Source organism: Cupriavidus campinensis, from assembly GCF_905397395.1.
GTDB classification, from domain to species: domain Bacteria; phylum Pseudomonadota; class Gammaproteobacteria; order Burkholderiales; family Burkholderiaceae; genus Cupriavidus; species Cupriavidus campinensis.
Genome location: NZ_CAJPVH010000008.1, coordinates 50,619 through 73,520, shown reverse-complemented (window position 1 = coordinate 73,520; position 22,902 = coordinate 50,619). Strand labels below are relative to the sequence as shown.

At 57.9% G+C, this 22,902-nt stretch carries 21 protein-coding genes; 2 read left to right on the top strand and 19 right to left on the bottom strand.

All coding sequences use genetic code 11. The features are described from left to right. Position 1 precedes the first annotated feature (1 nt). From KHO18_RS07485 to KHO18_RS07470, 4 genes are all read right to left on the bottom strand, one after another. A complete protein-coding gene (locus tag KHO18_RS07485) occupies positions 2–2,512 on the bottom strand; it encodes a VirB4 family type IV secretion/conjugal transfer ATPase (RefSeq protein WP_244844609.1) in 2,511 nt (836 codons plus the stop codon). A gap of 89 nt (positions 2,513–2,601) precedes the next feature. Continuing rightward, positions 2,602–2,937, bottom strand: a complete 336-nt coding sequence (gene trbD, locus KHO18_RS07480) for a conjugal transfer protein TrbD (protein WP_144200158.1) — start codon at positions 2,935–2,937, stop codon at positions 2,602–2,604. Between the two features lie 13 nt (positions 2,938–2,950). Next, positions 2,951–3,331 (bottom strand): TrbC/VirB2 family protein, encoded by a 381-nt coding sequence (locus KHO18_RS07475; protein ID WP_144200159.1) that lies wholly within the window; start codon positions 3,329–3,331, stop codon positions 2,951–2,953. Between the two features lie 20 nt (positions 3,332–3,351). Next, on the bottom strand, positions 3,352–4,386 hold the full coding sequence (locus tag KHO18_RS07470; protein WP_144200161.1) for an ATPase, T2SS/T4P/T4SS family: 1,035 nt from the start codon (positions 4,384–4,386) through the stop codon (positions 3,352–3,354). A gap of 125 nt (positions 4,387–4,511) precedes the next feature. Here KHO18_RS07470 and KHO18_RS07465 point away from each other — a divergent pair, with 125 nt between their 5' ends. Both KHO18_RS07465 and KHO18_RS07460 read left to right on the top strand, forming a co-directional pair. Next, on the top strand, positions 4,512–5,504 hold the full coding sequence (locus KHO18_RS07465; protein ID WP_186296917.1) for a TcpQ domain-containing protein: 993 nt from the start codon (positions 4,512–4,514) through the stop codon (positions 5,502–5,504). Positions 5,505–5,949: 445 nt separating this feature from the next. After that, complete coding sequence (locus tag KHO18_RS07460; protein WP_144200165.1) at positions 5,950–7,014, top strand: CAP domain-containing protein; 1,065 nt, start codon at positions 5,950–5,952, stop codon at positions 7,012–7,014. A gap of 58 nt (positions 7,015–7,072) precedes the next feature. Here the strand turns inward: KHO18_RS07460 and KHO18_RS07455 are convergent, their stop codons facing one another. The 15 genes from KHO18_RS07455 to KHO18_RS07385 form a co-directional block, all read right to left on the bottom strand. After that, a complete protein-coding gene (locus KHO18_RS07455) occupies positions 7,073–7,573 on the bottom strand; it encodes a hypothetical protein (RefSeq protein ID WP_144200167.1) in 501 nt (166 codons plus the stop codon). A 698-nt stretch (positions 7,574–8,271) separates the two neighbouring features. After that, positions 8,272–9,507 carry a hypothetical protein gene (locus KHO18_RS07450; RefSeq protein WP_144200169.1) on the bottom strand — a complete coding sequence of 412 codons (1,236 nt, stop codon included), beginning with the start codon at positions 9,505–9,507 and terminating at the stop codon, positions 8,272–8,274. Positions 9,508–9,607: 100 nt separating this feature from the next. Continuing rightward, positions 9,608–10,183 carry a type 4 pilus major pilin gene (locus KHO18_RS07445; protein WP_144200171.1) on the bottom strand — a complete coding sequence of 192 codons (576 nt, stop codon included), beginning with the start codon at positions 10,181–10,183 and terminating at the stop codon, positions 9,608–9,610. Between the two features lie 40 nt (positions 10,184–10,223). Then, on the bottom strand, positions 10,224–11,318 hold the full coding sequence (locus KHO18_RS07440; RefSeq protein ID WP_144200173.1) for a type II secretion system F family protein: 1,095 nt from the start codon (positions 11,316–11,318) through the stop codon (positions 10,224–10,226). Continuing rightward, complete coding sequence (locus tag KHO18_RS07435; protein WP_144200175.1) at positions 11,315–13,036, bottom strand: GspE/PulE family protein; 1,722 nt, start codon at positions 13,034–13,036, stop codon at positions 11,315–11,317. Before KHO18_RS07435 ends, KHO18_RS07440 begins: the two co-directional genes overlap by 4 nt. A 6-nt stretch (positions 13,037–13,042) precedes the next feature. Beyond that, positions 13,043–13,573 (bottom strand): hypothetical protein, encoded by a 531-nt coding sequence (locus KHO18_RS07430; RefSeq protein ID WP_144200177.1) that lies wholly within the window; start codon positions 13,571–13,573, stop codon positions 13,043–13,045. Then, complete coding sequence (locus tag KHO18_RS07425) at positions 13,560–14,915, bottom strand: type 4b pilus protein PilO2 (protein WP_144200179.1); 1,356 nt, start codon at positions 14,913–14,915, stop codon at positions 13,560–13,562. The genes KHO18_RS07430 and KHO18_RS07425 overlap by 14 nt, the downstream gene beginning before the upstream one ends. A gap of 2 nt (positions 14,916–14,917) precedes the next feature. Further along, positions 14,918–16,633 (bottom strand): hypothetical protein, encoded by a 1,716-nt coding sequence (locus KHO18_RS07420; protein ID WP_144200181.1) that lies wholly within the window; start codon positions 16,631–16,633, stop codon positions 14,918–14,920. 5 nt (positions 16,634–16,638) lie between these two features. Beyond that, the gene (locus tag KHO18_RS07415; RefSeq protein WP_186296918.1) at positions 16,639–17,169 is read right to left on the bottom strand and encodes a TcpQ domain-containing protein; all 531 of its coding nucleotides are present in this window, start codon (positions 17,167–17,169) and stop codon (positions 16,639–16,641) included. Beyond that, the gene (locus tag KHO18_RS07410; RefSeq protein WP_144200185.1) at positions 17,166–17,609 is read right to left on the bottom strand and encodes a lytic transglycosylase domain-containing protein; all 444 of its coding nucleotides are present in this window, start codon (positions 17,607–17,609) and stop codon (positions 17,166–17,168) included. Before KHO18_RS07410 ends, KHO18_RS07415 begins: the two co-directional genes overlap by 4 nt. Further along, the gene (locus KHO18_RS07405) at positions 17,606–18,064 is read right to left on the bottom strand and encodes a hypothetical protein (RefSeq protein ID WP_144200187.1); all 459 of its coding nucleotides are present in this window, start codon (positions 18,062–18,064) and stop codon (positions 17,606–17,608) included. The genes KHO18_RS07410 and KHO18_RS07405 overlap by 4 nt, the downstream gene beginning before the upstream one ends. Before the next feature lie 136 nt (positions 18,065–18,200). Continuing rightward, the gene (locus KHO18_RS07400; RefSeq protein WP_244844607.1) at positions 18,201–19,016 is read right to left on the bottom strand and encodes a replication initiation protein; all 816 of its coding nucleotides are present in this window, start codon (positions 19,014–19,016) and stop codon (positions 18,201–18,203) included. A gap of 1,166 nt (positions 19,017–20,182) precedes the next feature. After that, the gene (locus tag KHO18_RS07395; protein WP_144200189.1) at positions 20,183–21,418 is read right to left on the bottom strand and encodes a nitrilase-related carbon-nitrogen hydrolase; all 1,236 of its coding nucleotides are present in this window, start codon (positions 21,416–21,418) and stop codon (positions 20,183–20,185) included. A gap of 9 nt (positions 21,419–21,427) precedes the next feature. Next, positions 21,428–22,222, bottom strand: a complete 795-nt coding sequence (locus KHO18_RS07390; protein ID WP_144200191.1) for a cell division protein ZapB — start codon at positions 22,220–22,222, stop codon at positions 21,428–21,430. A gap of 30 nt (positions 22,223–22,252) precedes the next feature. Next, on the bottom strand, positions 22,253–22,900 hold the full coding sequence (locus KHO18_RS07385; protein ID WP_144200193.1) for a DUF6753 family protein: 648 nt from the start codon (positions 22,898–22,900) through the stop codon (positions 22,253–22,255). Positions 22,901–22,902: the final 2 nt, after the last annotated feature.

Below are 22,902 nucleotides of genomic sequence, written 5' to 3'. Positions count from 1 at the left end.
ATCACGCTGCCTGTCGTACCGGCTCCAACTGACTTTCGTGGTACTTGGCCCAGTCTTCGAGCACAGGATCAGCCCATTTTTTGGTCGCGCGGCAATGGCGCAGCCATTCGACGGTCCATCGTTCCCCGTGCCGCTCGATCAACGATCGAGCCATCGCAATGTCTTCCTTTCCGGATGCGCCGGTAAAGGCAAGGTTCACCGGACCCAGGCCAAGCTGGTACTTCCGACGACCCAATGGTGACATGTAGTAGTAGTCGAGCTTTTTTGCCATACGACCGATGATGTCGATCTGCCTCTCGTTGAGCCCGATCGCACGGTACTGATTCGCCGAATCTTCATTGTCGCGAACCTCGGGATTCGCAAGAAGAATCTTGGTCGGGCAGCTTTCGAACAGTACGTCGCGAATTTGACTTTTTCCAACGTCAGAAACGGACTGCGTAGCGAACAGTACGGCGCAGTTGGCCTTCCGCAAGACTTTCAACCACTCCCTAATCTTCTCCTGAAACAGCGGGTGGTTGAGCATCAGCCACGCCTCATCGAGCACCAAGAGAGTAGGCGAGCCGTCCAAGCCCCTTTCGACGCAACGGAACAAGTAAAGGAGCACGGGCACAGCGCGCTTGTCGCCCATGGACATCAAATGCTCCATTTCAAAGACCGTAAACGGACTAAGCTTTACATTGTCCGTCTGCGCATCCAGAATCGGATTATCGCCCGCCAGAGTGTACGGCTTTAGTGCCTCACGGATTTCATTGTTCTTGATCTTCTGAAGAAAGTCCGTCATGGAGCGCCGATCCGCATCGGCGGCCCCCAGGAGAATTAGGCCCTCGCGAATATCGTTCGTGTGCCCAGACTTCACTTGAATACCCTGAAACTTCAGCAGCGTTTCAATGTAGTCCGTCGCCCACGCTCGTTCAGAGGGACGGTCTACGGCGCCCAGCGGGCAGAAGCCTCCGCTCTGGTCATGCTCTCCGCCGATGTCGTAATAGGTCCCACCCACCGCGTTGCACAGGATGAACGACGAATAGCCCTTCTCAAACTTGCGGACCTTAGCATTAGGGTAGCGCATAAACGCTGCCTCGATCAGCTCCAAGTGCGTCGACTTCCCCGCCCCGGTCGGTCCCAGCATCAAGGTATGCCCAACATCGTCCACGTGGAGGTTGAACCGGAACGGCGCGTTGCCAGAGGTCTTGCCCATCAGCAACGGGGGACTATCCGGCGGAAAGAATGAGCAAGGGTTCGTGGCGAGGCCGGGCCATGTCGCAGTCGTCGGTATCAGATGCGCGAGGTTGAGTGAATGCAGAATCGGCCGGCGCACGTTTTCATAACCATGCCCGGGGAATGTTCCAAGAAACGCTTCGACGGCATTCAAGTCCTCAATGCGCGCGGTGAAGCCGAGATTGCGAATGAGAGTCGCGCAGTCTTCGACGGCTTGCTTTAGGCGCGCGGTGTCTTCGCCCATAAGAACGATCACGCTTGTATAGTGGCCATAGCGGACAAGTCCTGATCCAGCCTCGCCCATTGCCACAACTGCGTCCACCTCCATCGCGGCCGCATCGACGTCGACAGGACCGGTGCGCGAGTCCGCGACCTGGTCTTTGAACCCTCGGATTTTCTGGCGCCATTTCTTGCGAAGGCGGTTTAGCACCCCCTTGCCTTCCTCGGGATCCATGAAGATGAACCGAGTGTTCCATCGATAGGCGACAGGCAGACTGTTCAGTGCGCCGAGAATTCCCGGAAAACTCTGTGCCGGGAAGCCTTCGATGGATACGCAGCGCACATGCTTCTGCCCGACGCGCGGGAGATTTCCTCCCACGAAGTCCTGGCTTCCGATCACGGTGTCGTAAGTCACGCCCACAGGCGGCTTTACGATGTGTTGACTGATCCCTGTGACGCAGTAGTGGATGTATCCTGCAAGATGATCGACCACAACGGAACGGCCATCAAAGGCACTCGTCACTGTCTGGTCTGTCATCCGCGAGATGCCTTCGAAGACGGTGGAAAGCTGTGCCTCAAGCTCGCTCAAATTGTCCTTAAAGCGCGTAAGCAAGCGATCCTGAATCGTTACCTGCTCCAGGCTGAGGTCTGTGCTCCGTTCGTACATCATTGCCGTCGCCCTGCTTTCCAGGAGCAAGGGAGGAAGGTACGTGAAAGTCATGGCATAGACGCTCTCGAAGTGCGCGCCTTCTGCGCGATGCTGACGTTCTCGCTCCAGATCCATCAGTTTGGCGGCGGCGGAAGGAAAGACCTGATCTTCTGGATACCCCACTGCAGACGATCGACTGGCGTCGATATGTACCATCCACCCAGAGCCGAAGCGACGCAATGCGTCGTTGAGGAGCGCCGCAATGGCCTCAAGTTCGCTGTTGCTCGCGGACTCAGTGTCCGTCCCCCGGTAGAAATACCCCGCGATCAGCTCGCCGCCTTTGCCAAGGACAATGCCTGGCTCAATGGGACGAGCATATCGAAGTAGGTCCGCGAGGCCCTGCGCTTCGTCTCGGTACTCCTTCTGCATTCCGACTCGACCACGGGCGCAGGCATAAATGACCACCCCAAGGATTGCGAGCAGAACGACTGCCCAAAAGCCGCTCATAGGTTGCTACCTCACCTGAAATCGTTATAGCTTGGCGACGGTGCGTCGAATCGACCTCTCGCCGGGTAAAAAGCTCGATACTTGCGATGCCGCATGTAGACTTCACGAACCTGCGGGTCAAATTTGCCGAGCTTGCGCATCAACGCAATCCATAGCACCCAGACTGCGACACTAGCCGGTATGCCGTACCAGACCCCATACCGCAGGCTCATTACGAAGGCGAGATATAGGGCGAATGTCGCCCCTCCCAGGACAAGCATGCGATCGCCGCCCATGAACTGCAGGATGCGCGTACCTGAAGCGTGGATGGCAACTTTCGTCAGTTCTCCGCGATGACCAGCGCTCATAGCTAAGCCTCGCTTAAACGGGGCAACTCGATGCAGTGGCGCCCGCCTTGACCGCGACCCAGCCGATGAAAGCACCGCCACCGACGGCCAGACAGACGGCGGCGACAATGTTCACCACTTTCTTCATGATGCCGGTCAGCTCCTCGCCGAAGACAAAGCCACCTGCAGCTGCGGCGAACGCAATGCTGCCAATCGCGACCATGGTCGGACCCTTGAACCAGTTCGCGACGCCACAAAGACCGCCTTCCCACGGCGCCGCGGATTGTGCTGCAGCAAGCCCCGCATACGTGCTCAGTACCAGAACGGCCCATACCTGACTGAGGGACACCCGATGCCGCATTCCAGCCAGGCCCGCCAGCACGGCTTTAGCTTGTTCACACAGACCTTTTTTCATTTCATTTACCCTTAAACAAATTAGACATTCGTCAACACATACTGTTTCGATACAGGATCGTATCGCTCCACCACAGCAATTTCGCGGATCTTCCGCCCCGCCAGCACCTCCTCCTCCTTCTCAATAAAGACGCACAAGTCGACCGCTTCCGCAATTTCTTGAGGATTGGCCCTGATACCAGGATTCTGCTCGATCAATCGCTCCAATCTCACGAGCCCCCCATAGGGGTCGTCGGCGTGAATTGTCGCCAGCCCCCCCGGATGCCCGGTGTTCCACATGTTCAAGAGAGCCAGCGCGGCCTTATCCCGTACCTCACCAGCAATAATCCGATCTGGACGCAGGCGGAGAGACGCCTTCAGCAACCGCGTCATATCTACGCTGCCGTCGGTCCGCATTTGAACGATGTTCTCCGATGCGCAACGGACCTCGCGCGTGTCTTCGATCGTGAGAATGCGATGCGAGGGGTTCAGCGTGGCAATGCTGTGAGTCATCGCATTGAGAGCCGTCGTTTTGCCCGATCCTGTTCCGCCGATGATAAGAATGTTGAGGCGCCGCTGGACTGCCAACTCGATGATCTCGCGGTGGCTCTTCCCTGCGGCCAACTCCACGAAGGGACGTTGCTCCGCACGCCGCTTATTTGCCGGATCATCGCGATGCGTGAGCACGCCTCGACGCTCAAAATCAGCAAGTGTGATCCCCAACGAATTTTGGATCCGAATGGCAAACGTCGGCCTCTGCACAATCGGCGGCACCAGCCCCTCAAAGCGCGCACCATTAATTGGGAGTTCGCATTCGAGAATGGGATTCGCTGCATTCAGTTCGATCTCCAGGATGCCGGCCAAGCTTCCGAATAGCTGCTCCGCCTCGATGACCGATATCCGGTGCCCCGTATCGGACATGCCCTCCCCCGCTACTTCTCGCCAGAGCTTCCCATCCGGGTTCAGCATCAGCTCTTGAAGTTTGGGGTTCTCGAACTCCTTCATACAGACACCGAGATCACGGCGCAGCCCTTCCAGCATCCGCGCATAGGCTTGTTCTTGCAGTGAGGGCTTCATTAGGTCCATTTGCTGTTGGGCTACGATAGACTGATATTAACATATCATACTAAAAATTGATTGTGTCACAATGCTGCTTCTGACGTCAGAAGCATGGTGCTTCCGATACACCGCTGAGGATGAACATGAAATTGAAGTGGTCGTTGGCCGTTGCCGCAGCCCTAACCAGCCTCCATGGCGCAGCGCACGCCGGCTTTTTTGTGAGTGAAGACACGCCGCAGATGGCTTCCGTTGCCGGCTATCCGGCAACGATCGTGGCTAAGCGTGAGACGACGCTGTACGTATCGTTCTTCGGCACCCGGCTTTCACGCTCGGGACGTGCAGGGCTAGAGGAAATCTCACAAACGCTCGCCCAAGCAGAGGTCATCTCCATCAATGCTGTCGCCAATTCCAAAGCACGTCTCATGCAAGCAACACGTCGTGCATATGGAGTGAAAGATTGGATGACCCGGAATGGAATCGACGGTGGCCGAATCACTATCTTGAGCGAACTGGACGCAGACGTAGCTGCCGATGACACTGACGTCCAGGTTGTGGCGAAGGCCCCGCGCTCTGCCACACTGCGCGATGCAATGCGCCATGCCCCGCTCGTGCAGCATGCCCAACAAGGCGAACTCCCCACATCTCCCCGCTCGATGACGCCCAGCCGAGAAAGCATCCCCGACCAGGCGCGCATCGAGTTTGCCCGCCGCATCCTCATGCTGGCACAGCGGAAGGCAATCTCGAACGATGACGCTCTCCGCCTCGTCGCCGATCTCCTGTCCCCCGCCCCCCCAGCCAAGGCCGACGCGCTGCCAGGCATCACCCCGGCAGCGTCGGCGACGCCACCCTCTTCCGACACGCTCCCACGGCGTGAGTGGGTACTTTCGCCCACCTTGTCCTTGCGAGATAACCTCGCCAAGTGGGCTAGCGACGCCGGCTATATGCCCGTGGAATGGTCTGTGGCAGACCCCTACCAAGTTCAGTATGAGAAGTCCTTTGCCGGCACATATCTTGAAGTGCTGTCACAAGTATCGGAAATGGTGCCGGCCCTCGACTTCAAGGTTTCCCCCCTGCGACGCACTCTCCGTGTGCTTCCAGGCAAAGGGGAAACGAGTCCTCAGGTCACTCTGCGATAGCTGCCAACGAGCCCTGAGATGAGATCCGCCTTCGTTCCAAGCGTCGCCTTACTTGCAAGATGAAGAGCAAGCCGAGCGTAGTCGTCAACGCTGTAGCCGGTCGAAGCGGCAGCATCGCGCAGTCGTTGCATATCCTCAGGGTGGAGTTTGAGCGTGATTTCGTGTGGCATCATACTTTTTTTATTTCACTATTTCGGTTTCAAAGAAGACTTCTGACGTTGGAAGTGGCCCAATCCCTGCAAGTGCGGAGCTTTTGTAGCGTTGTTTCGGGGGCAATGCGGCTCATAAGGCTGTTATCCTAGCGGACCCCCAAGGCATTTTTTGAATCTTACATCGAAAGTTACGCTTTTTTTGTACCACAGATTCGATTTCGTGATATTATGATATCACGGTGAACGACTGAAACACCTAGTGCAACACCCAGACAATCCAATCGGAGAAGAACATGAAGGGCAAGAAGATCCAAGATTTCGCAATGCTCGGTTTCGCCGCGGCTCTCGTAAGCCTGGTTGCTGCATGTGGCGGCGGTGGTGATGGTGCCGGCACCGGTAGCGGCGGCAATGGCGGTACCGGTGGCACGACGCCGACCGTCCCGACCACTCCTACCGTCCCGTCGTCCACTTCGCCCGCGACGGACGTGCCTGCGGCCACCTATAGCGACCTGCGCGCTACGCTGTTCACGCAACTCAACGACTTTCGTGCAGCGGTGGGTGTCGGCAAACTGAGCCAGGATGCGAAGCTGGACGTTGCGGCCCAGGCCCATGCGGACTACATGAAGGCGAATCTCGTGGTGGGTCACGACGAGCTTTCGACCAATACCGGCTACTACGAAGCAACGCCCCGCAGCCGTGCCACCAAGGCCGGCGTCGATGCGGCAACGTGGATTTCCGAGGTCGCGGGCGGCACTGCCCTGCTGCCGGTCAGCCAAGTTCCGATGTGCCTGCGCATGACGAACAGCGTGTACCACCTGCAAGCCTTGACGAGCAATGTGGAAACGGTGGGCCTCGGCATCAACGACTATGCGTGCTCGATCGACATGGGTGTCGTGACGCTCGGCGGTGTCGCGGGTACGCCCCCGGCAAACTCCTCGCCGGTTGGCAATGGTCAACTGATGGCGGCCAACGCAATCGGCGTTGCCCCGGTCGAAGGTTCGTCGGTGGACGGTGCAATGCCCGCCGAAAGCCCGCAGCCGGCTCCGGACATTGTTTCGCCGGGCCATCCCCTGATGGTGCGTGTGCGTGCCGATACGACCGCCGACAAGCTGACGGTAAGCAGCTTCACGCTCGTTGACAACGTGGGCGCAACGATCCCCGGTCGCGTGCTGGTGCCCACCGCCGCCCTCTCGGGTTCGACCGTGAGCGGTGCGCAGGCTGATGCGATGCTCTACCCCGGCGTCGCGTTCTTCATGCCCCTCAGCCCTCTGGCCAGCGGCAAAACGTACACCGCAACGTTTGCCGGTGCCCGGAATGGCACGGCAATCTCCAAGAGCTGGTCCTTCAAGACCAACTGAGGCCGACAACGCCAAAGAAGAAGCCCGGAAAGCCGGGCTTTTTTTATTCCTGCCGCTTCTAGTTCTTGCACACGCCGAAGGCGTACCAAGCAGTCCCGTTGCTATTGCCGGGGTCCGCGTTGATGTACTGGCCGCGCGAATAGCCGGCCGGCATATTCGCGTCCACCGCACTCTCCCAATCGGGCGCAATGCTGACGTAAGGATTCTCGAAAATCTTTGTCCCGTTGAACCACACAAAAATTCCGGGGCCTTGCCCGCCTGAATCGCCGTTCTGGATGTTCCAGTAGCCAATGTAGACGAACGTACCGGGCGAATCATAGTAGCCAGGGTAGCTCGCACCACAACTGGATGAGGGCGGCGGGCTCGGGGGCGTGGGGGGCGTTGGCGGAGGATTGGCAATACACTGCGCGAATCCCCCAGCCATTTCCCAATGGTAGCCGGCCACGCAGGCACTACCCAACGGCATTGCCACATTAAGCGCCTGCGCGGAAGCATGTGGCGCAGCGACTAGCATCGCAACGGACCAGGCCACACAGGAAAAGAGCGGGAGGATTTTCATGATGAAACGGAAGATGGTCAGTCTTCCATTTCAACCGTCCCCCGTTACATCGCTATGTCGCAGACAAAAAAGCCCGCTATTCGCGGGCTTTCTTCACATCACGGAAGTTGGGCAGAGTGCGTAGTTTAATGCTTGAGGTTGTCCAACATTGACGTTCGAAGATCCCGCATACAACACATTCGAGACGTTATACCCAACGGCATTAGAAATTATAGATTTTGCCTCGCCGCTGTCCGACGCGAGAGCGCAATTGGCCGCAATGAACGGCCCCATCCAGGCTCGCAACACGGTCGGATCCGTCGTCTGAGGATTGATCGCCAGGTACGGCGTCAGATCGATCCAAGGAAGGTTCGGGTCGTCCATAACAGAGAACACAGTCGTCCACTGTTTTCCGTTGCTGGTAGTCGTGCGCTCCACCCTAGTTAGCGAATGGCATCCATTCCCGTTGCACTGAACAGAAGTCGAGCCGACGAGATAGATGTACGTATATGCCGCTACAGGGGGCACCGGAGGGGTCGGCGGCGCGTCGATGATGCATTGTGCGAAGCCAACGTTCTCCCAATGGTAGCCAGTCGGACACCGGCTCCCCACGGGCATTTGCACATTCAGGGACTGCGACACGGCGCTACCGCTGGCCAACACCAACGAAGCGGCGAGCGCGGCCAGGAACAACGCGAAACACCTTTTCATAGAGATCCTTATGGGTAATAGCATTCGGCCTTAAACACGCCCTGCAAGCCGAGGACGTTGCCGCTCTGCAAGGCGCCGTTCATGTTGACCATGAGGATGCGCGGCACCCAGGCCCAGCCGTAGTCGTCTGCGCTGTACCGGACGGCGGTGTAAGGCGGGGCTTGGCTGAAATCAGTGCCCATCGTGCGCGCCTCGAAGGAGAACGACGGCGACCCACCGGCCGCGCAAGCTGGCTTAGGAACGGTCACGTTGTTGTCGCCCACGACATAGCGAGCGAGTTCAACGTTCTTCGGCATCAAGTTCGTGATCGACACGTAGTAGCCATTGCGACAAATGAACGCTTGGTTGCCGGGGTTGGTAGCGATCTGGCCAGGCCGCGAGCAGGCGACGTTTTCCGCAACATTGCTCACGGCCGTGCCCACCGTTTGCCAGGTGCCGTTGAAGCAGACCACGAGGCTCGTGCCTGTCTCTTGATTGCGTCTCACAGCTCCGACCGGTGAACAGGCTTGACCCGGATAACCCAATGCCAGCAGATTGAGGTTGTTGTTCACCGTGGCATCTGTGGTTGTCGTTGAGCCAGCAACCTTCAAATCGGAATTCAAGAATGTGTCACCGGCGATGGTAAGCGTGCCCTTCAGGTCGGGATCGCGCTTATCTCGGATTCGTACAAACGCTCCCCATGCCGACGAGCCATACCCATTGATCGCAACCAGTATGCCTGCGCGCTGTGTCGGATCAGGGTTCGGGATCATTGCGCCGCTAACGAGAGTGATGGTGGCAGGATTCTTTTCAGTGCTGTAGCCCGCATCAGATCCGATGGCCAATGCCGCGGCCATCAGTTTTCGATAGTCCGGCCTACCCCAACTGTCCACCACCGGCTGTGCAAGGCGGGAGCGGCTGATGATGTTGCAATCCTCAGGCGCGCATCCCGCAGGGACCAATGAAATCTCGTTGAGAACTTGAGCGCCGCCCGCCAAGCCGCCGTTACTGTACGTGCCTGGTAGCCCTGCCAGTTGCGCGAGATTTCCCAATGTGGGGTGCAGGGGATCCGCAACGCCAGCGATGGCAGTGCCTTCGGTAATTTCAGTCATAAATCTGGACTGAAAAGTACCCATCGAATTGTTGATCGAGCCGAGCCCTTTGCCCATGCTCGTGCCAATCTGCTCAAGGACTCCGTTTCGGCGCGATGTGGCTTGCGAAGTCAAAATCAGCGCCCACACAATCATGGCAATGATGGTCGTCAAGAGGATGAATCCCCCTTGCTGGCGCCGATTTCTTAGCTGTTGTCGGTGTCTCACAATGCAGGCCTTGGAAGCACGGCGCCGCAGCGCCGTGTCATAGCAGTTATCGAGTGAACGTCACGGTAATGGTGTTGTTTTCACCACCGGCCCGGCACGCTTGCATGATTGCCTTATCGTTCGGCTCCTGATTCGTCGACTTGATGAGCGTCGAACCCACGGACACGGCGATAACGTTTGCCGTCCCGTCCATCACAGCGTTCGTGCAGACCGCCTCCGTATAGCCGGTGTAAGTCATGGCAATCGAGTCATTTGCCGTAACCGTTTGTGCCGGCGTGCAGGTGACAACGCCGCGCCCTTCCGTGGCACGGATGGTCGTCGAAGCGCCCGAGCCGCTGTATTGCTTCTTGTCAAAGAAATAGCCAGCGCACGTTTCCGTATCGATGTCCGCGAACGTACCGCCGTGCGTGCCGGCGTACTGAACCGCCTTGACCGCGTGCTGACTCCATTCGGACCCCAGGTTTTGCGCGCGCATGTTGTTAAGCCAGGCCATGCCGCGCGTCGCCGCCAGGCCGATGATGGCCATAATCGCAATAACAACGATCACCTGCAGAAGTAGGTTGCCCCTCTGCTTCTTATTGAGTCGCGGGATTTGGCGATGGGTACGTGCGGTGGATTTCATTCTGACTCCAGATTGGTTTGGTAGAGCAAGTTGGGAATGCTTAGCGGGTGCTGTATGTCGACCCGGCAGCTTCGCGTGATTGTCTTTCGCCGGCGTCTGTCGAGCCGATCGCCATGGCGGCCGTCAACCACATGAACAGCAGAAAGATGATTGTGAGAAAAATCCCGTTACCGAGAATCGCAGTACGTCGAACACTCTTCACAATGGCTGACATAGCCGTGCGGCCGACGTACTGGAGCGTGGCGTCGAAGGTGCGCTGCGACGCCGATTCGGCTACCAGGTCAAGCATGCTGGTCGAGAACAGACCTGTGTCGAGTGCATGGAGCGGTTTGGTTGGATGCTCCTTATATCGGAGGCGCATCGCCTCGATGTGCCAGCGCATATACGGGCTTGCCTCCCGCGAGATTCGTTCAAACGACTGGTCGATGGTAAGTCCGGACTCAATGAGCGAACCCAGGCCGGTGAACAACGATGCTGCGCGAGCGTCCCGGTACGCTGACCACGGCGGAATGTGGTCCACGAACTTCCGCACATGGCCGGTCCATCGAGGGAGCGACCATCGATACAGAACAGCGAGAAGAAGCACCGCGGTGGTGGCCGGCCAGTATTTGGCAGATTTCATCTGCAGATCGAGGCAGGCGTACGCCCAGCCGTCCCAATACTTCTTGGGCGTTGCTTGCAGGAAATCGGGCCAAATGAAGAACCCGAGAAAGACCGACGTCGCCAGAAATCCGACGGCGGCAACAATGGGCTGGTGCATGGCCGCCCGAACCAGGTCGGAAATCTGATCCGATACCTGCTTCGAATGCTGTGCCGAGCGAATAGCCTCAAGTAGCTTTCCGTTGACTTCCCCGCCGTCAATCATCATTGCCTCTTCGGCAGGGATAACAGGCCGCATCGCCTCCGATAGCGTCAGTCCGTTTTCCAGCCGGTTCTGCACGCCATAGTGAGCAATCGCGATGAGGGAATTCCGTTCTGCTGCGCGGTCCCCTTTTCCCTCAAAAACGACCGAGAGAAGTGGTGTTCGAGCCGAACCGCCCTGTTCCATCGAGCGAGTCAAGGTTTCGTAAATTTCATCGCGCTTGTAGAAGAACATCGCGCGAGCGATGGATCGCCGAATGCTTTCCAGAATCATTGGGTCCCCTCGTCCAGATCGAACGTTGCCAATGGCCCGAACTCACGCTCAACATCACGAGGATCGACCACCCCCTGCGAAATCTTGTAAATGGCGTGCTCGAATGCCGTCTTGCCCGTGGTGTCTTCGTCGGCGTAAGACGACGTGCGTTTGCTGCGCCAGAGGCGGCGAAGGCCGGCAAAATCGCCGTTTCGCAACAGAGCCCGGCCCTCTTCGTCCAGCTCCATGACTTCAGCGGCTAGGGTCAGGCCTGCGACGCCACCGGATTTAAGGCCAGGCTTATTGCAAAGCTCGCAGCCAGCCGCGTTGGCACACCGAACCTTGCTGAGATCGAGCTTGAAGCGATGACGCAATGCATGCACATGCTCCGACGAGAGCAGAGAGACGGCATCCACTTTCTCAGAGCAACTGCAGAGCCGAGGGAGCAGCTTTTGATAGGTGAATGCACGGACAAACTTGCGGGCCGACAATAGGCTTGTGGAGACATTAAGCTCGAAGTGCATGCGGGAAAGTACGTCGATAGCTCCGTCACCGTGCATCGATGTCATGAGCAAGTGACCCGTCTGGACCATGCCTGCGGCGAAGTTCATCGTCATCAAGTCGCGGGTTTCGCCCATGATGATAATGTCGGGGTCTTGACGCAGAATCGACCGGAAGGCAGCCATGAGCTTTCGCATCACGTCTTCGTCCAGGTCATCGGCATTGCGCTGGAGCGAATACTGTTCGACGTACTCCCCGTAGTCGTACTCCGAGGGGTCTTCAACCGCGATGGTCACGATCTCGGACAAGAATGGATGCACTGCCATCAGCGCGCGCATTGTGGTTGACTTGCCGGAGTTTGTGGACCCAGCGAAGATGATGAGTCCTTGCGGCTCAACAATCGCCTGAATCAGCAGCGCGATCTGCTGCTTGGAGTAGCCCAGAGCGTCCGGTGTCGGCGCGGCCCCGTTGTCGAGGATACGGATGACAATCTTGCAGCCGTCATTGACGGTCGGATAAGAGCTGAAGCGCGCCTGGATGGGCGTGCCGTCGAACTCGTGCTCAGTGATCGTGTTAATTGCCCGGTCGACGCTGAAAGAGCCGGCAGAATTGCTGCCCGATTTGCTCAGCGAGTTGAAGCCGGCTCCGAGAGCCTGAACGAGAACGGAGCTATCCAGGCGTCTCCAATCCTGCATACGGCCGTACCGGCGAACGCGAATCAAGCTCTTTCTTTTGCCAACCCTGATATGCAGGTCGGCCACATTCAATTCCTTCGCACCCCGGATCAGATCTTCGTAGAGTTCGGTGTATCGAGTTTCTTCCGCGGTGTTGGTTCGACCGATGACGCTCGCCTTGCTTTCGAATCTGTCAGTCAGCATGGCGATCATTTCAGCGCTGACACGAAGCTCTTTTTCAAGGCTGATCGTCTTGGATTCGAGCGTTTGTCGCAGCGTTTGATGATGGTGCGATGCCATGAACTCAGGCGTGCAGAAAATCAGGGTGCTTGCGAAGCCTACGTCCAATGCGACACAACTTGCCTCATAGCCGGCTGGGACAAGATTCCTGAACAGTCCGCGCACATCTCCAAGCAAGTCTTCAACTTGCTGGATCTCTTCGAAGTCATAGCGCAGGCGCCTCGTAGGCGCGGGGGAAAGAGCGACCACAGACGCGTACGTGTCACGCCCTTCTGGCAAGCCGTGCTGGCCCTTGCCGCCAAGGATGCTTTTCAGGTTCATCATGGCGTCTCAGCGGTTCATCAGCGTGCCGGGCGCAGATGGCGTCGGGTCGTTGCCGACCGCTTTCGCGAGCGGCAGTTGCGCCGCAGACGCTGCAGGCGGGACAGGCATGTAGGCGCCGAGGGTGTCCTGGTACTCTAACGACTTGCGAACGTTCCCCCGCGATACTGTGACGACGTTCCCGTTGACGCCGACTACCTTCCAGCCGCCGCTTGTGGTCTGCCCAACAGCATAAGGCGCCGGATCTCCGCCTTCAGCAATCATTGCCGTCAATTTGGTTCCACTACCGCCGTTGATGCCACGCAGCACGGGCGCCGGCGGTTGCGGTGGAACGGGCTGTGCCACCGGTACCGCCGCTGCGGCAGAGTGCGCTGCGCTGGACGCCACGCCGGGGCAAACGTTCGGAGCGAAATCCTTGGTGATGTCTTTGCAAAGTTTGCTACGCGACCATTCCGTCAGCTGATCGACAGTTTGTGCGTTGGCGCAACCGAATGCCGCGAGACCAGCAATCGCCAGAATCGCTTGTTTACTTGCTGACATATGAAACTCCCGATGCATCGAATTGGACCCCTTTCCCGGTGAAAGAGATCGTTAGTTGCTCCAGGGACATGCTTTCCGGCGCGTTCTCAAACGCTTTGCTCAGAAGCCAGTCCGTCTTGCTGATGTTCCACGTTGACCCACGGATTGCTTCGGGGACTGCGGCGTAAATCGCTTGCGACTGCACGGAGGCGGACGCGACCGAGGGAAGCGCGCGAAGCTCGGGCTTTTGCAGGGTGATACTTAGGCCGAGTTCCTTCAGGCGTTGCCAGCGGCTGGCTTCCGATTGAAGAAATGCCGTTTGGGTTAGCCAGGCCTTGCGGTCGGGCAGCGTCCGCTTTGGCATTTCCAGCGGAAACGTGTGTGTCAGCCGTGACAGATTTTCATCAGGAACCACAGGCAACCATGCTTCAGGGGCCCGCGAAATGAACTCGTCAAAGGTTCCAAAATCACGTTCCCAGGTCGCGCTGCAGCTGGACGAATTGCATGAAATGGTCTTGAGCTTCCAGCCGGCCATCTGCACGTTGACCGGGCCGATAGAGGTCCTGACAGCTGGTATGGCGTCACGCAGCAAGATCCGTGGTGTCGCCAAAAACTGCTTGATCGACTCTTGATACAGATGGCGCGGATCCTGCTTTTGCTTAGCGGCAAAAGCACGCGCTGCTTCGTCGCGCTCTTGCAGCACGTCATTGGCATAGAGCCCTGCCGCGATGACAGCCACAGAAACACTAGCGATAGCGGTGTACTTCAGAGCCTGGTCCGTCTTCAGCGGCCGGAGATAGACGCTTGGCGTGGAACGGCCGAAAAAGCCTCGCAGACCGCGCTGCGGTGGAATCAAGTCATGCCAGGTGAAGGGAAATTGCCCTTCCGCGCGAGAGACGGCCTGCTGAATTTGAGGCGTCTGGATTGTCCCGTGCACGCGAAAGCTCTCTTCAGTTTTCGCGAGACGATCGGTGTACGCGCGAATTGTCGCTGGAGCATCGGCAGGCGAGACAAGCACGTCCATCGTCACGTTCCCACTTTGCAGGCCAATGATTCCAACAAGGCCTTGGGCGACCTGCGAGCCCTCCTCTTCGAGAACGATCAGGGCGGTAGTGCCGCGGATGTTCGGATGCAAAGCGGCTTGTCCCGCAGCGGAAAGCACCCTACCCTTTGGCGGTGCGCTACGCATCGTCCCCAGGTTCTCAAGGTAGCGCGCAGTCTTGTAGCTCGCCTGCCAGCGAGCGCCGTCGCGCTTCATCTGCTTGATAACATCATTCCGCGAGCCAAGCTGATCGATGACGCGCCAGGACAATCCGAAAATTGTCCGGCGTCCGTCGATTGTCACGACGTTTCTGTGGTCCATTCTCAGCTCCGGCCCAACACGCGAGGGGTCACCACCTGGATTTTCACGACGCGGGCGCGCTGGCCTGTCAGCGAGGCGCCGGAAGCGCCGTACCGCTTCTGCCCGTTCATGGTGTCGTCGTCCATCGCGACCAGGATGAGCGATTCGCCATCGCGGACTTCAACGGTTGGATCGGCCTTGCTTCCGGTGATGTGCGGCAGCTGCATTTTCTGCAGCGTCGCCCCCGAGCCGGTGGAAATTTCCTTGAAACCCTGATTCAAGCTTTCATCAAGGGAAAGGCGCAACTCGACGGCGCCGTTCTCATAGATGGTCGGCGTAATAACGGAAAAGTTGCCCGTTGTCACGGTGCCCGGGGTGAGGCCGGTTACGCTCGATCCGCTCAGTCCGCCATATCCCGGCGTGGTCTGCGCAAGATAGCCTTCCGATTCAAAATTGGTTACGTTGATCGGCAGGCGGTTCTTGGTCGGATAGGTGCGGGAGGTGTGCGACAACACGGTGCCGAGGCTGTTCACAGCCTGCGCGGTGATGCTCGTACCGTTCCAAGGCGAGGTCGGCGACACAACATTGAAACCGAACTGACCCGCCGCATTGCTGACAAGAGAAGTCGGGCCCGAGAGGTTCAAGGCCCACTCGGCGGCGCCGTTTGCAAGCTTGGAGTAGATGGCCGAAACGTCGAATCCAGCGTCAGACTGATTCGTGACCTGGACGAGATACGTATCCAAGGTCACAGCAACTTGCTGAGACAACGTTGCATTCTGATTGGCAATGAAAGCCCCTACCTGGTCGACCGTGTATCGGCTGCCAGTAATGGTGATGGACGATGTAGCGGTGTTCGCCGTGGCGACTTCTTCTGCCGAAAGCAGGTAATTGTCTTTGATGGTCTGGAGGAGGCTGGCCAGAGCATCCGACTTGGCCGACGTCGTTACCCTTGAGCCAGCATCGAACGAACCGATTTGCGATCCTGATCCATTGGAGCTGCCCTGCGTTCCGTTGTTTGCGGATAGGCCCTTGTTCATGGTGGACGTCGTTTCCACGGTACCGCTGCTAGCCCGGATCTGGAATGAGCGCGTCACATAGCGGAAGACGGTGATTTCATTCTTTTCGCGGTTGTAATCCCAACTCAGGCCCGCCGGCGCGGTCCACGCATCCATAGCCCGTGCCAGGGTGTCATCGACATTAACCGACAGATCATTGGGATCGATCCATTGCGCCCCCAGGTACCCGCTTTGGGAAACTACAGAGCCGCCATATGGGCTGCCGCCAGGGTAGCCGCCCGCTGCCGCCGGTGTGCTGGCTGCCACTGTCGCGGAAGCGTTCTGCGTCATCGCACCAGAGCCGTTAGGCAGACGCCGCATCGTCGGGCGAGACCAAACATCCACGTTGACGACAACGGGAATACGCGTGACATCCGTGATCCGTTTAGCGATGGTGCGGACGTTCGTGCGCTCAGCGAGCCTCAGCCGCTTTTCATGAAACGCTGGCGGAAGTGTCGTGTTATACGAGAGCGGAATCGCCTCACTACCGAGGTAGTTCGCATCTACCTCTTCCACGAGGGGTAGTTCGCGTTGGCGATCTTCCATCGCTTGTTTGCGGGCGGCAATCTTCGCCTGCAGTTCGTCTTTAGCCGAAGCCAGTTCGCCGGGAGTGAATGCGCAGCCCGACAGAATGGACGTCACAGCCGCCGCGATGGTGATCTTCTGGAATACGGTAGTTGCCATGACGATTACTGGAATTTGCAGAGAGTGTTCTTGGTGACGATGCGCACCAGGCCATTTTTGTAGATGCACGCACGGAGCCGGTAGTTGGTGGTCCCGGTGTCGTACATCACTTGCCACAGCGCTTCCTTGAAGGTGCCGGTTTGCTCCAGCCGATATGCGCGGATCTCGCGGCCGGCGCTCCATTCCAGGCCTTCATATCCAGCCTTCAGCACCCACTTGCGCAGGCCATCGGCCAAGGTGCCGTCTTCGGCGGTGATGCGCCAGATTTCCACAGGCTTGGGGGGCTCCGCTTTAGCCACAGGCAACGACGTTGCGACAGCGGCCGTCATGGCACCACTAGGGTTTCCTTCTTTCGCGCGCTGCTTCTCTCCGGCTTCTTCAGCAGCCTTCGCGGCAGCCAACGAAGTGCTTCGAGCCGCGACGAGATCCACACCACTTGCTGAGTGCGCTTCTCCTGCGCTGAGCAGCGCAGCAATTGCAAGGGCGATCGCGCCCGGAACCAAACGCGGGCTTGCCGCTGTCAAATAACGTGTCATTTCGCTTCCCCTGCCTGAAATTTGCTGAGCCTCTTTTCGATGTCGTTCGCGTACTTGATTCGCTTCCATTCCGTCTTCGCGTTGTAGCCGCCTACAGATCGCCAATTCGGACCAAGCTCCTTGCGACTCTCATACAAGATCCACCCGCCAACATCGAGGCACGTACACGCATCCCGGCGGAGATCCGTTTCGGTGATTCCGAAACGGCGCTGGATTGTGGGAAACCATGTGTTGAGGATTTGCATCATGCATACGCTGTACTTGCCGTCAGGCTCGCGACGGAATGCACTGTTGTTAAAGTGCGATTCCTGTTCGGCGATTGCCTTCAGAAGCGGAACGGGAATGTCGTACTTCGCCGATACAGCTTCCCAGCATTGCGCGGAGACGGACGTCATGCTGAAGAAGATGAGCGCTGCACCAAGTGGTCGGAGCCGCTTCATGCGGGCGCCCGTTCATCGAGTACGCGAACCAAGCCTTCGCCCTGCAAAGCGACTGTCAGAGTGCCTTCCTGAGAGCGAATCTGGATCTGGCGCATGCCGGCGACGTCAATACGTACCGCCGTGTCGCTTAACCAGTCTGCGTTGGAGATCGCCTCGCCCGTCGTTGGATCCTCAACAAAGAGCTTCGTCGGAGCTTTCGTGAACGTCAGCAGCAGCTTGGAGCCGTCTCGCGACGCGACCAGACCATGGGTCGCGCTGTTGATCTCGCGCACCCCGACAATCACGGCCTTCCATTGAGACGGGACGATCAGAGGACGCGCACCTTGTCCCTTCGCAGATGCCACTGCGGTACTGGCCTGCGGCACCGACGCCACTGGATCGTCGTCCTCAATGACGAAAGCAGCCATGGTGATCGACGGCACCAACACGAGAGCAATAAAAAAACTACTTTTCATCGCAGTAATCCTTTTTTTCTCTTCGCCCCAGCCCTCGAAAAACGAGGTGGGCGAATCTGCGTATCAGAATATATTTATATCATTGTCAACGCGAAGTCCCACGTCGTCAACAGATTTTGCAGTGATGCTTCCAACGTCAGAAGTCCGTCAGACGTCGTTGGGGGTTTTCAACAAATGTGAACTCCAGCGACGCCACGGCCCGGCCCCGTTTGACTGGCTTCCAGTCAATCACGAGGTCCGCCTTCTTGTTCAACTCTCCGACGGCAGTCTCGATGACGCGGCGCTTAATATCTGCGAATCGATAGGTCTCGGGAATGTCTAGCGCGACACGCAGATCTTCCACAGTGATAAAGAGCTTGCCCCGATCCTTTTCCCGCATCAGTAGTTCCAGCAGACGCCACGTATAGACGGACTGCAGGCCGCGTGCGAGTTCCAGGTTGTACTGAACGAATCGGTTCCGCAACATGAAGATGTGCGGCGTCAGGTCAGGTGAGAAGCTGATTTCTGCCCACCCTTCGCCGTCGTGGTAGACGGCCTTGAAGACCCATCGCAGTTGAACGAGACGCTTTCCTTCGCGGTACGTCAACTTTCGCTCCATCAATCGAGCGCAAGCGTCCTTCAGACCTTCGTATGCGGACGTAGCTTGGCGTTCACCGTCACGCGGCTGCAGATCAGCTACCGCGGCAAATTGGTCTGCTTTGACACGTACCGATACGTAGCCTGGTGAGCCTCCCTGTGCGTGTGGCGACTTCTTGCTGTCGATGAACCGCAAGGCACACATCATCAGCCGCTTTTCATTGAGCTTTAGACCATGGGATGCGTTGACCAAGGCGCGGCTCATTGCCACGGTCCCCTTTACGCGGCCTGTATCATCGGACACAACATCCCCGTCCTCCTCAATAATGATCGGCTCGGCTTCGATGACTTCCACTTCGGACAGCGCTGTGCTCATGGGCATGCTCGTTGTGCCTTGACTGGGCGGATTATAGTTTAGGGTGACAGCCATACGTCAAGTCACCTTTCGCGGAAGGTGACAAGAAACAACGGCGTCACCTCTCTGCCTCGCCTGCTGTGGATAACACGGTCGGCGGATGTCACCGTTGGGGATAGTGGTCGGAAAACGTCCACGCTCGCCCGGTATACGTCCACTTGCGCCCGGAATCCGTCACTTTTCGGTCGGATTGCGTCACTTTTCACAGTTCCTCGCGACCCGCAAACCGTTGCTGGCAAAGGCTTTGCGGGCGATGCCGCGACGTTTACAAAGGGTTTACTAAAGGTTTTATTAACTTTTATACAAAACCCCTTTTTGAAATATCGCTTCCAAGGCAAGCAAAAAGCCAAACCAGCCGCGCATGTGACACATAAGGCGTCCCGATGCTGCGCTTTTCGATGTCCAATGAGTGAGGTCGGCATATGTCACCTTTTGGGGAGTTTCGTCCCGGCTGGGAACGATGGTCGGTCAGTGTCACCTTTCGGCTGCCAGAGTTGGAATTGTGAAGAAGGGGTCGTAATACGTCATAGTTGGCCCGAAGGATCTCAAGGACGATATTTGCCAATCAAAAGAAGGGGATAGGTCGGATTGAGTCACCGTTAGCCTTTCTAGCCACTGGTCGCCAGATGTCACCTTTGGGTGCCCTTGCCAGGTCGGAATCTGTCACCGTTCCAACGAAGACGACTTCATGGGTCGGGAAATGTCACCTTTCTTGGTTATTGCTGGCGGTAATCCGCCACCCTCACCGCAAGGCGTGCATGGTCGCCAAATGTCATCTTTCGAAGCGCAACGCAGCATCGCCCGGTGGAGCGGCAGAAAAAGAGGCTTCTGTTGGAGAAAAAAAGTGATCTATTCCGAAGATGGAGGTCGGTGAATGTCACCTTTGGTGGGGCGAAAGCGCGTTTGCGGGTCGGAAACTGTCACTTTTTGGCCCAATCTCGATAGCTAGCGCCGTGCCGGGTCGGTATCCGTCACCTTTGGAAATGCGTTCGGCACCTACATTCTGGCCAAAAGGTGACATGTTCCGACCGAGCCGAGGACGATGCACGACGGTCGGAGGATGTCACCTTTACAGTTAGGTGGCGCGCGGGCTCCGAAGGCGAGGTCGAGATATGTCACCTTTGGACTCACTCGTTCTTTGCCCAGACTGACGGAATGCCGAGGAGACGGGCCCACGCAGAAGTGGCCTGAAGTTGGATCGCAGGTATGCTGGTTCCGCGCGCCCACCAGACATTGGAGGCTCCGACAATAATCTCGGGGCGGTTGGCCATGCTAACTGCGATTGGCCAGATCAACAGCTGCTCATAGCAAACCAGGCTGGCAGCACGTATCCCCGCGATGGATGTGACACCAGACTCCCACCAGAACGCAGTGGCGCTCTGAGAGTCCCACGGACGCCACATCGATATGGGCACTGGGACTCGATCGACCAGGGCCCAATCTGGATCTCGGCCGATCGAGAATAGGGCGTTCACGTAGCGGTGGTTGCGTGCGTAGGGTAGATAGGCGCCGATTAGGGCTGTCTGCCCACGAGCGGTCAGTTGTTCGCCGATGTCCTCCCACCAAATTGCATTGGCGTCCCAATTTCCGCCGACCAACTCAGGCAACACAAAAACCTTTGCCTCAGGATGTGCGTGAATATGAGACGTAACCTGGTGCTGTACAGCCTGCAGGCGAGAGAATTCGGACGCTGCGTCGCGGTCGGTTCCGACGGTGGTATCGATGGAAACCCATCCCGGAGGATCTGCCGGCACGTAAGCGGCGTTTGCAGCAATGGCCAGCGCGCACAGTCCGCTGACCAGTAGGGGCCGTAGCCTGTGTGCGAGCACGGCAAGAAGGCATATCGTAAGTGCCATGCCGAGCCATGAGAGCCCGGGAAAGATGGCGCCGGCGGCTGTCAGTGGATTCGCCCACCCGAAAACGCCAATTGGCGGGAGGGAGGTCAGAAGGAGCGCAACCCCAAGCCTCGCGATTCGCAGAGACCTTCCCCAGCAAACCGCCCAGGTTGCCGCGAGTATGGCGTTTGGAACAAGCCAGATTCCTATTCCATATGCCCATGCGGGGGCAGTTAGCGAATCGCCGAAGAAAATGCCCGCCCCTAACAGCAGCCCCCGTGACGCTGCAAGGTAGTAGGCATACAAGAAGATGAAGGCCTGCATGCGTGAACGCGCGGCCCGCCACACTACGACAATGGTGGGCGCGAAGGCTAGCATAGCGACAGAGCCATGCCAACTGAGCAACCCGACAGCACCCGCGATTGCAGCCAACAGAGCGCATCTTCCCATTGCAGCGTTGGTGCCGCTCGCGATAAGCGGCACCAATCCATGCACGCAGCTTCTGACGTTGGAAATCTGGACGGCCATGGCTGTCCGTCAACCCTTTGCCGCGTCAGTGAGGGGGACAAGCTTGAGACGGACGCCAAAGCCGAGCTTCCGCAAGTCGGCAAGAAGCGTCGATCCGGTAGTGGCTGACATATCAATCAAGGAGCCGAGATGGCCTTCAATCGCGTTGAGTAGCGCGGTGCCGTTCACGTTCGTATGGGCTGCGTCTACAGTTGATGGCGGGTGATTCCCTGCGGCCTGTTGCGCCCGGAGGCGCGAGTTCTCCTGCTGCAAGCTAGCGTTGGCGCTTTCCAGCTCCGAAGCACGTTCTTCGAGCGTGTTGTACCTGATCGTTAGCTCCTGGATTCGTTGCCCATCGTCGGACAGAGCATTTTCGACAGCTGCTACGGCCCCTACGCCGGGAGCGTTCATGTAGTGATCGAGCGACACGCCAGGCGCATTGGCGCGTAGCGTACTGGCGGGCAACGAGTTCGCGATTGCGCTATCGACATCGACGTTCACCAAGCGTGCCAGCAACCGCGCTTCCACCTCTGGGGATTCGCACGCGACCTTACAACTGCTCCAGCCAGCTTTGTGAATGACGTAGTTAAGGTTTGCGAAGTGTTCAGGAGCGTCACCGTAGACGAGGAACTCTTCCCCCTCCGTGACGACCTGCAGAGCGCAGCCAACAAGCTCTGCGCTGTCATCCGCGATGACCCAGCAATGATTTGCTGTGTCTTCCACGTAGCCGTACTGTTCGAGATAGATCGACAGTTCGGCCAGACTGCACAGGTTTCCGGACAGCATGCGGAGCGTTGCGGTTCTGACAAGATTCAAATTGTTCATATTGATACCTACTATAGTTTTTAAAAAGTGCTACTTGATACGCCAACCAAAACTGCGATTGGCCCTTTCGTCATAGGGCACGCAATACGTTGCGTTGGCTTCTTTGCGCACCTGGTAGCTCCGACATTCGAGCATGGCGTCGACGTTATTCAGTTGCGCGAGCGCTCGGGCGGCCCTCCCTTCTGGGGATTGGACCCATGCGGAATCCAAGGTTGCGATACTGGTCTGTGCCCGCATACCGGCGTGATAGGCACCGAAGACCAGCGCGCCAATCGACGGTACGGCAATCGCCAATGCGAAGCCGACACCCAGCAGAAATTTGCGACGAGACTGTTGATTGGCGAGGATCTTGCCGGCTTCCATGGAGCGATCGGCAAGCTCTCGCGCAGTCTTCGTAACCTGCTCGATGAGGCTGCCTCGAACAGCTCGCTCAGCAGCGTCTGCTGACGCTTCCAGCGCCAATTTGTGATCGGCCAGAAGTTGGCGCGTCTGCTCGGCGATCTTGTCCGGAATGCCGCCGTAGAGAATCTCGAAGTGTCCGAACGCTAACAGGATGGCCCAAACACTGTCGTGCTCCGAGAAGCCGCAAACTTCCTTGATCTTGTAGAACTTCGCAACCTCGTCCGGGGTCGGCTCGCGCTGAAGTAGCGTCTGTAACGCTTGGTCGATTGGCTTCATAT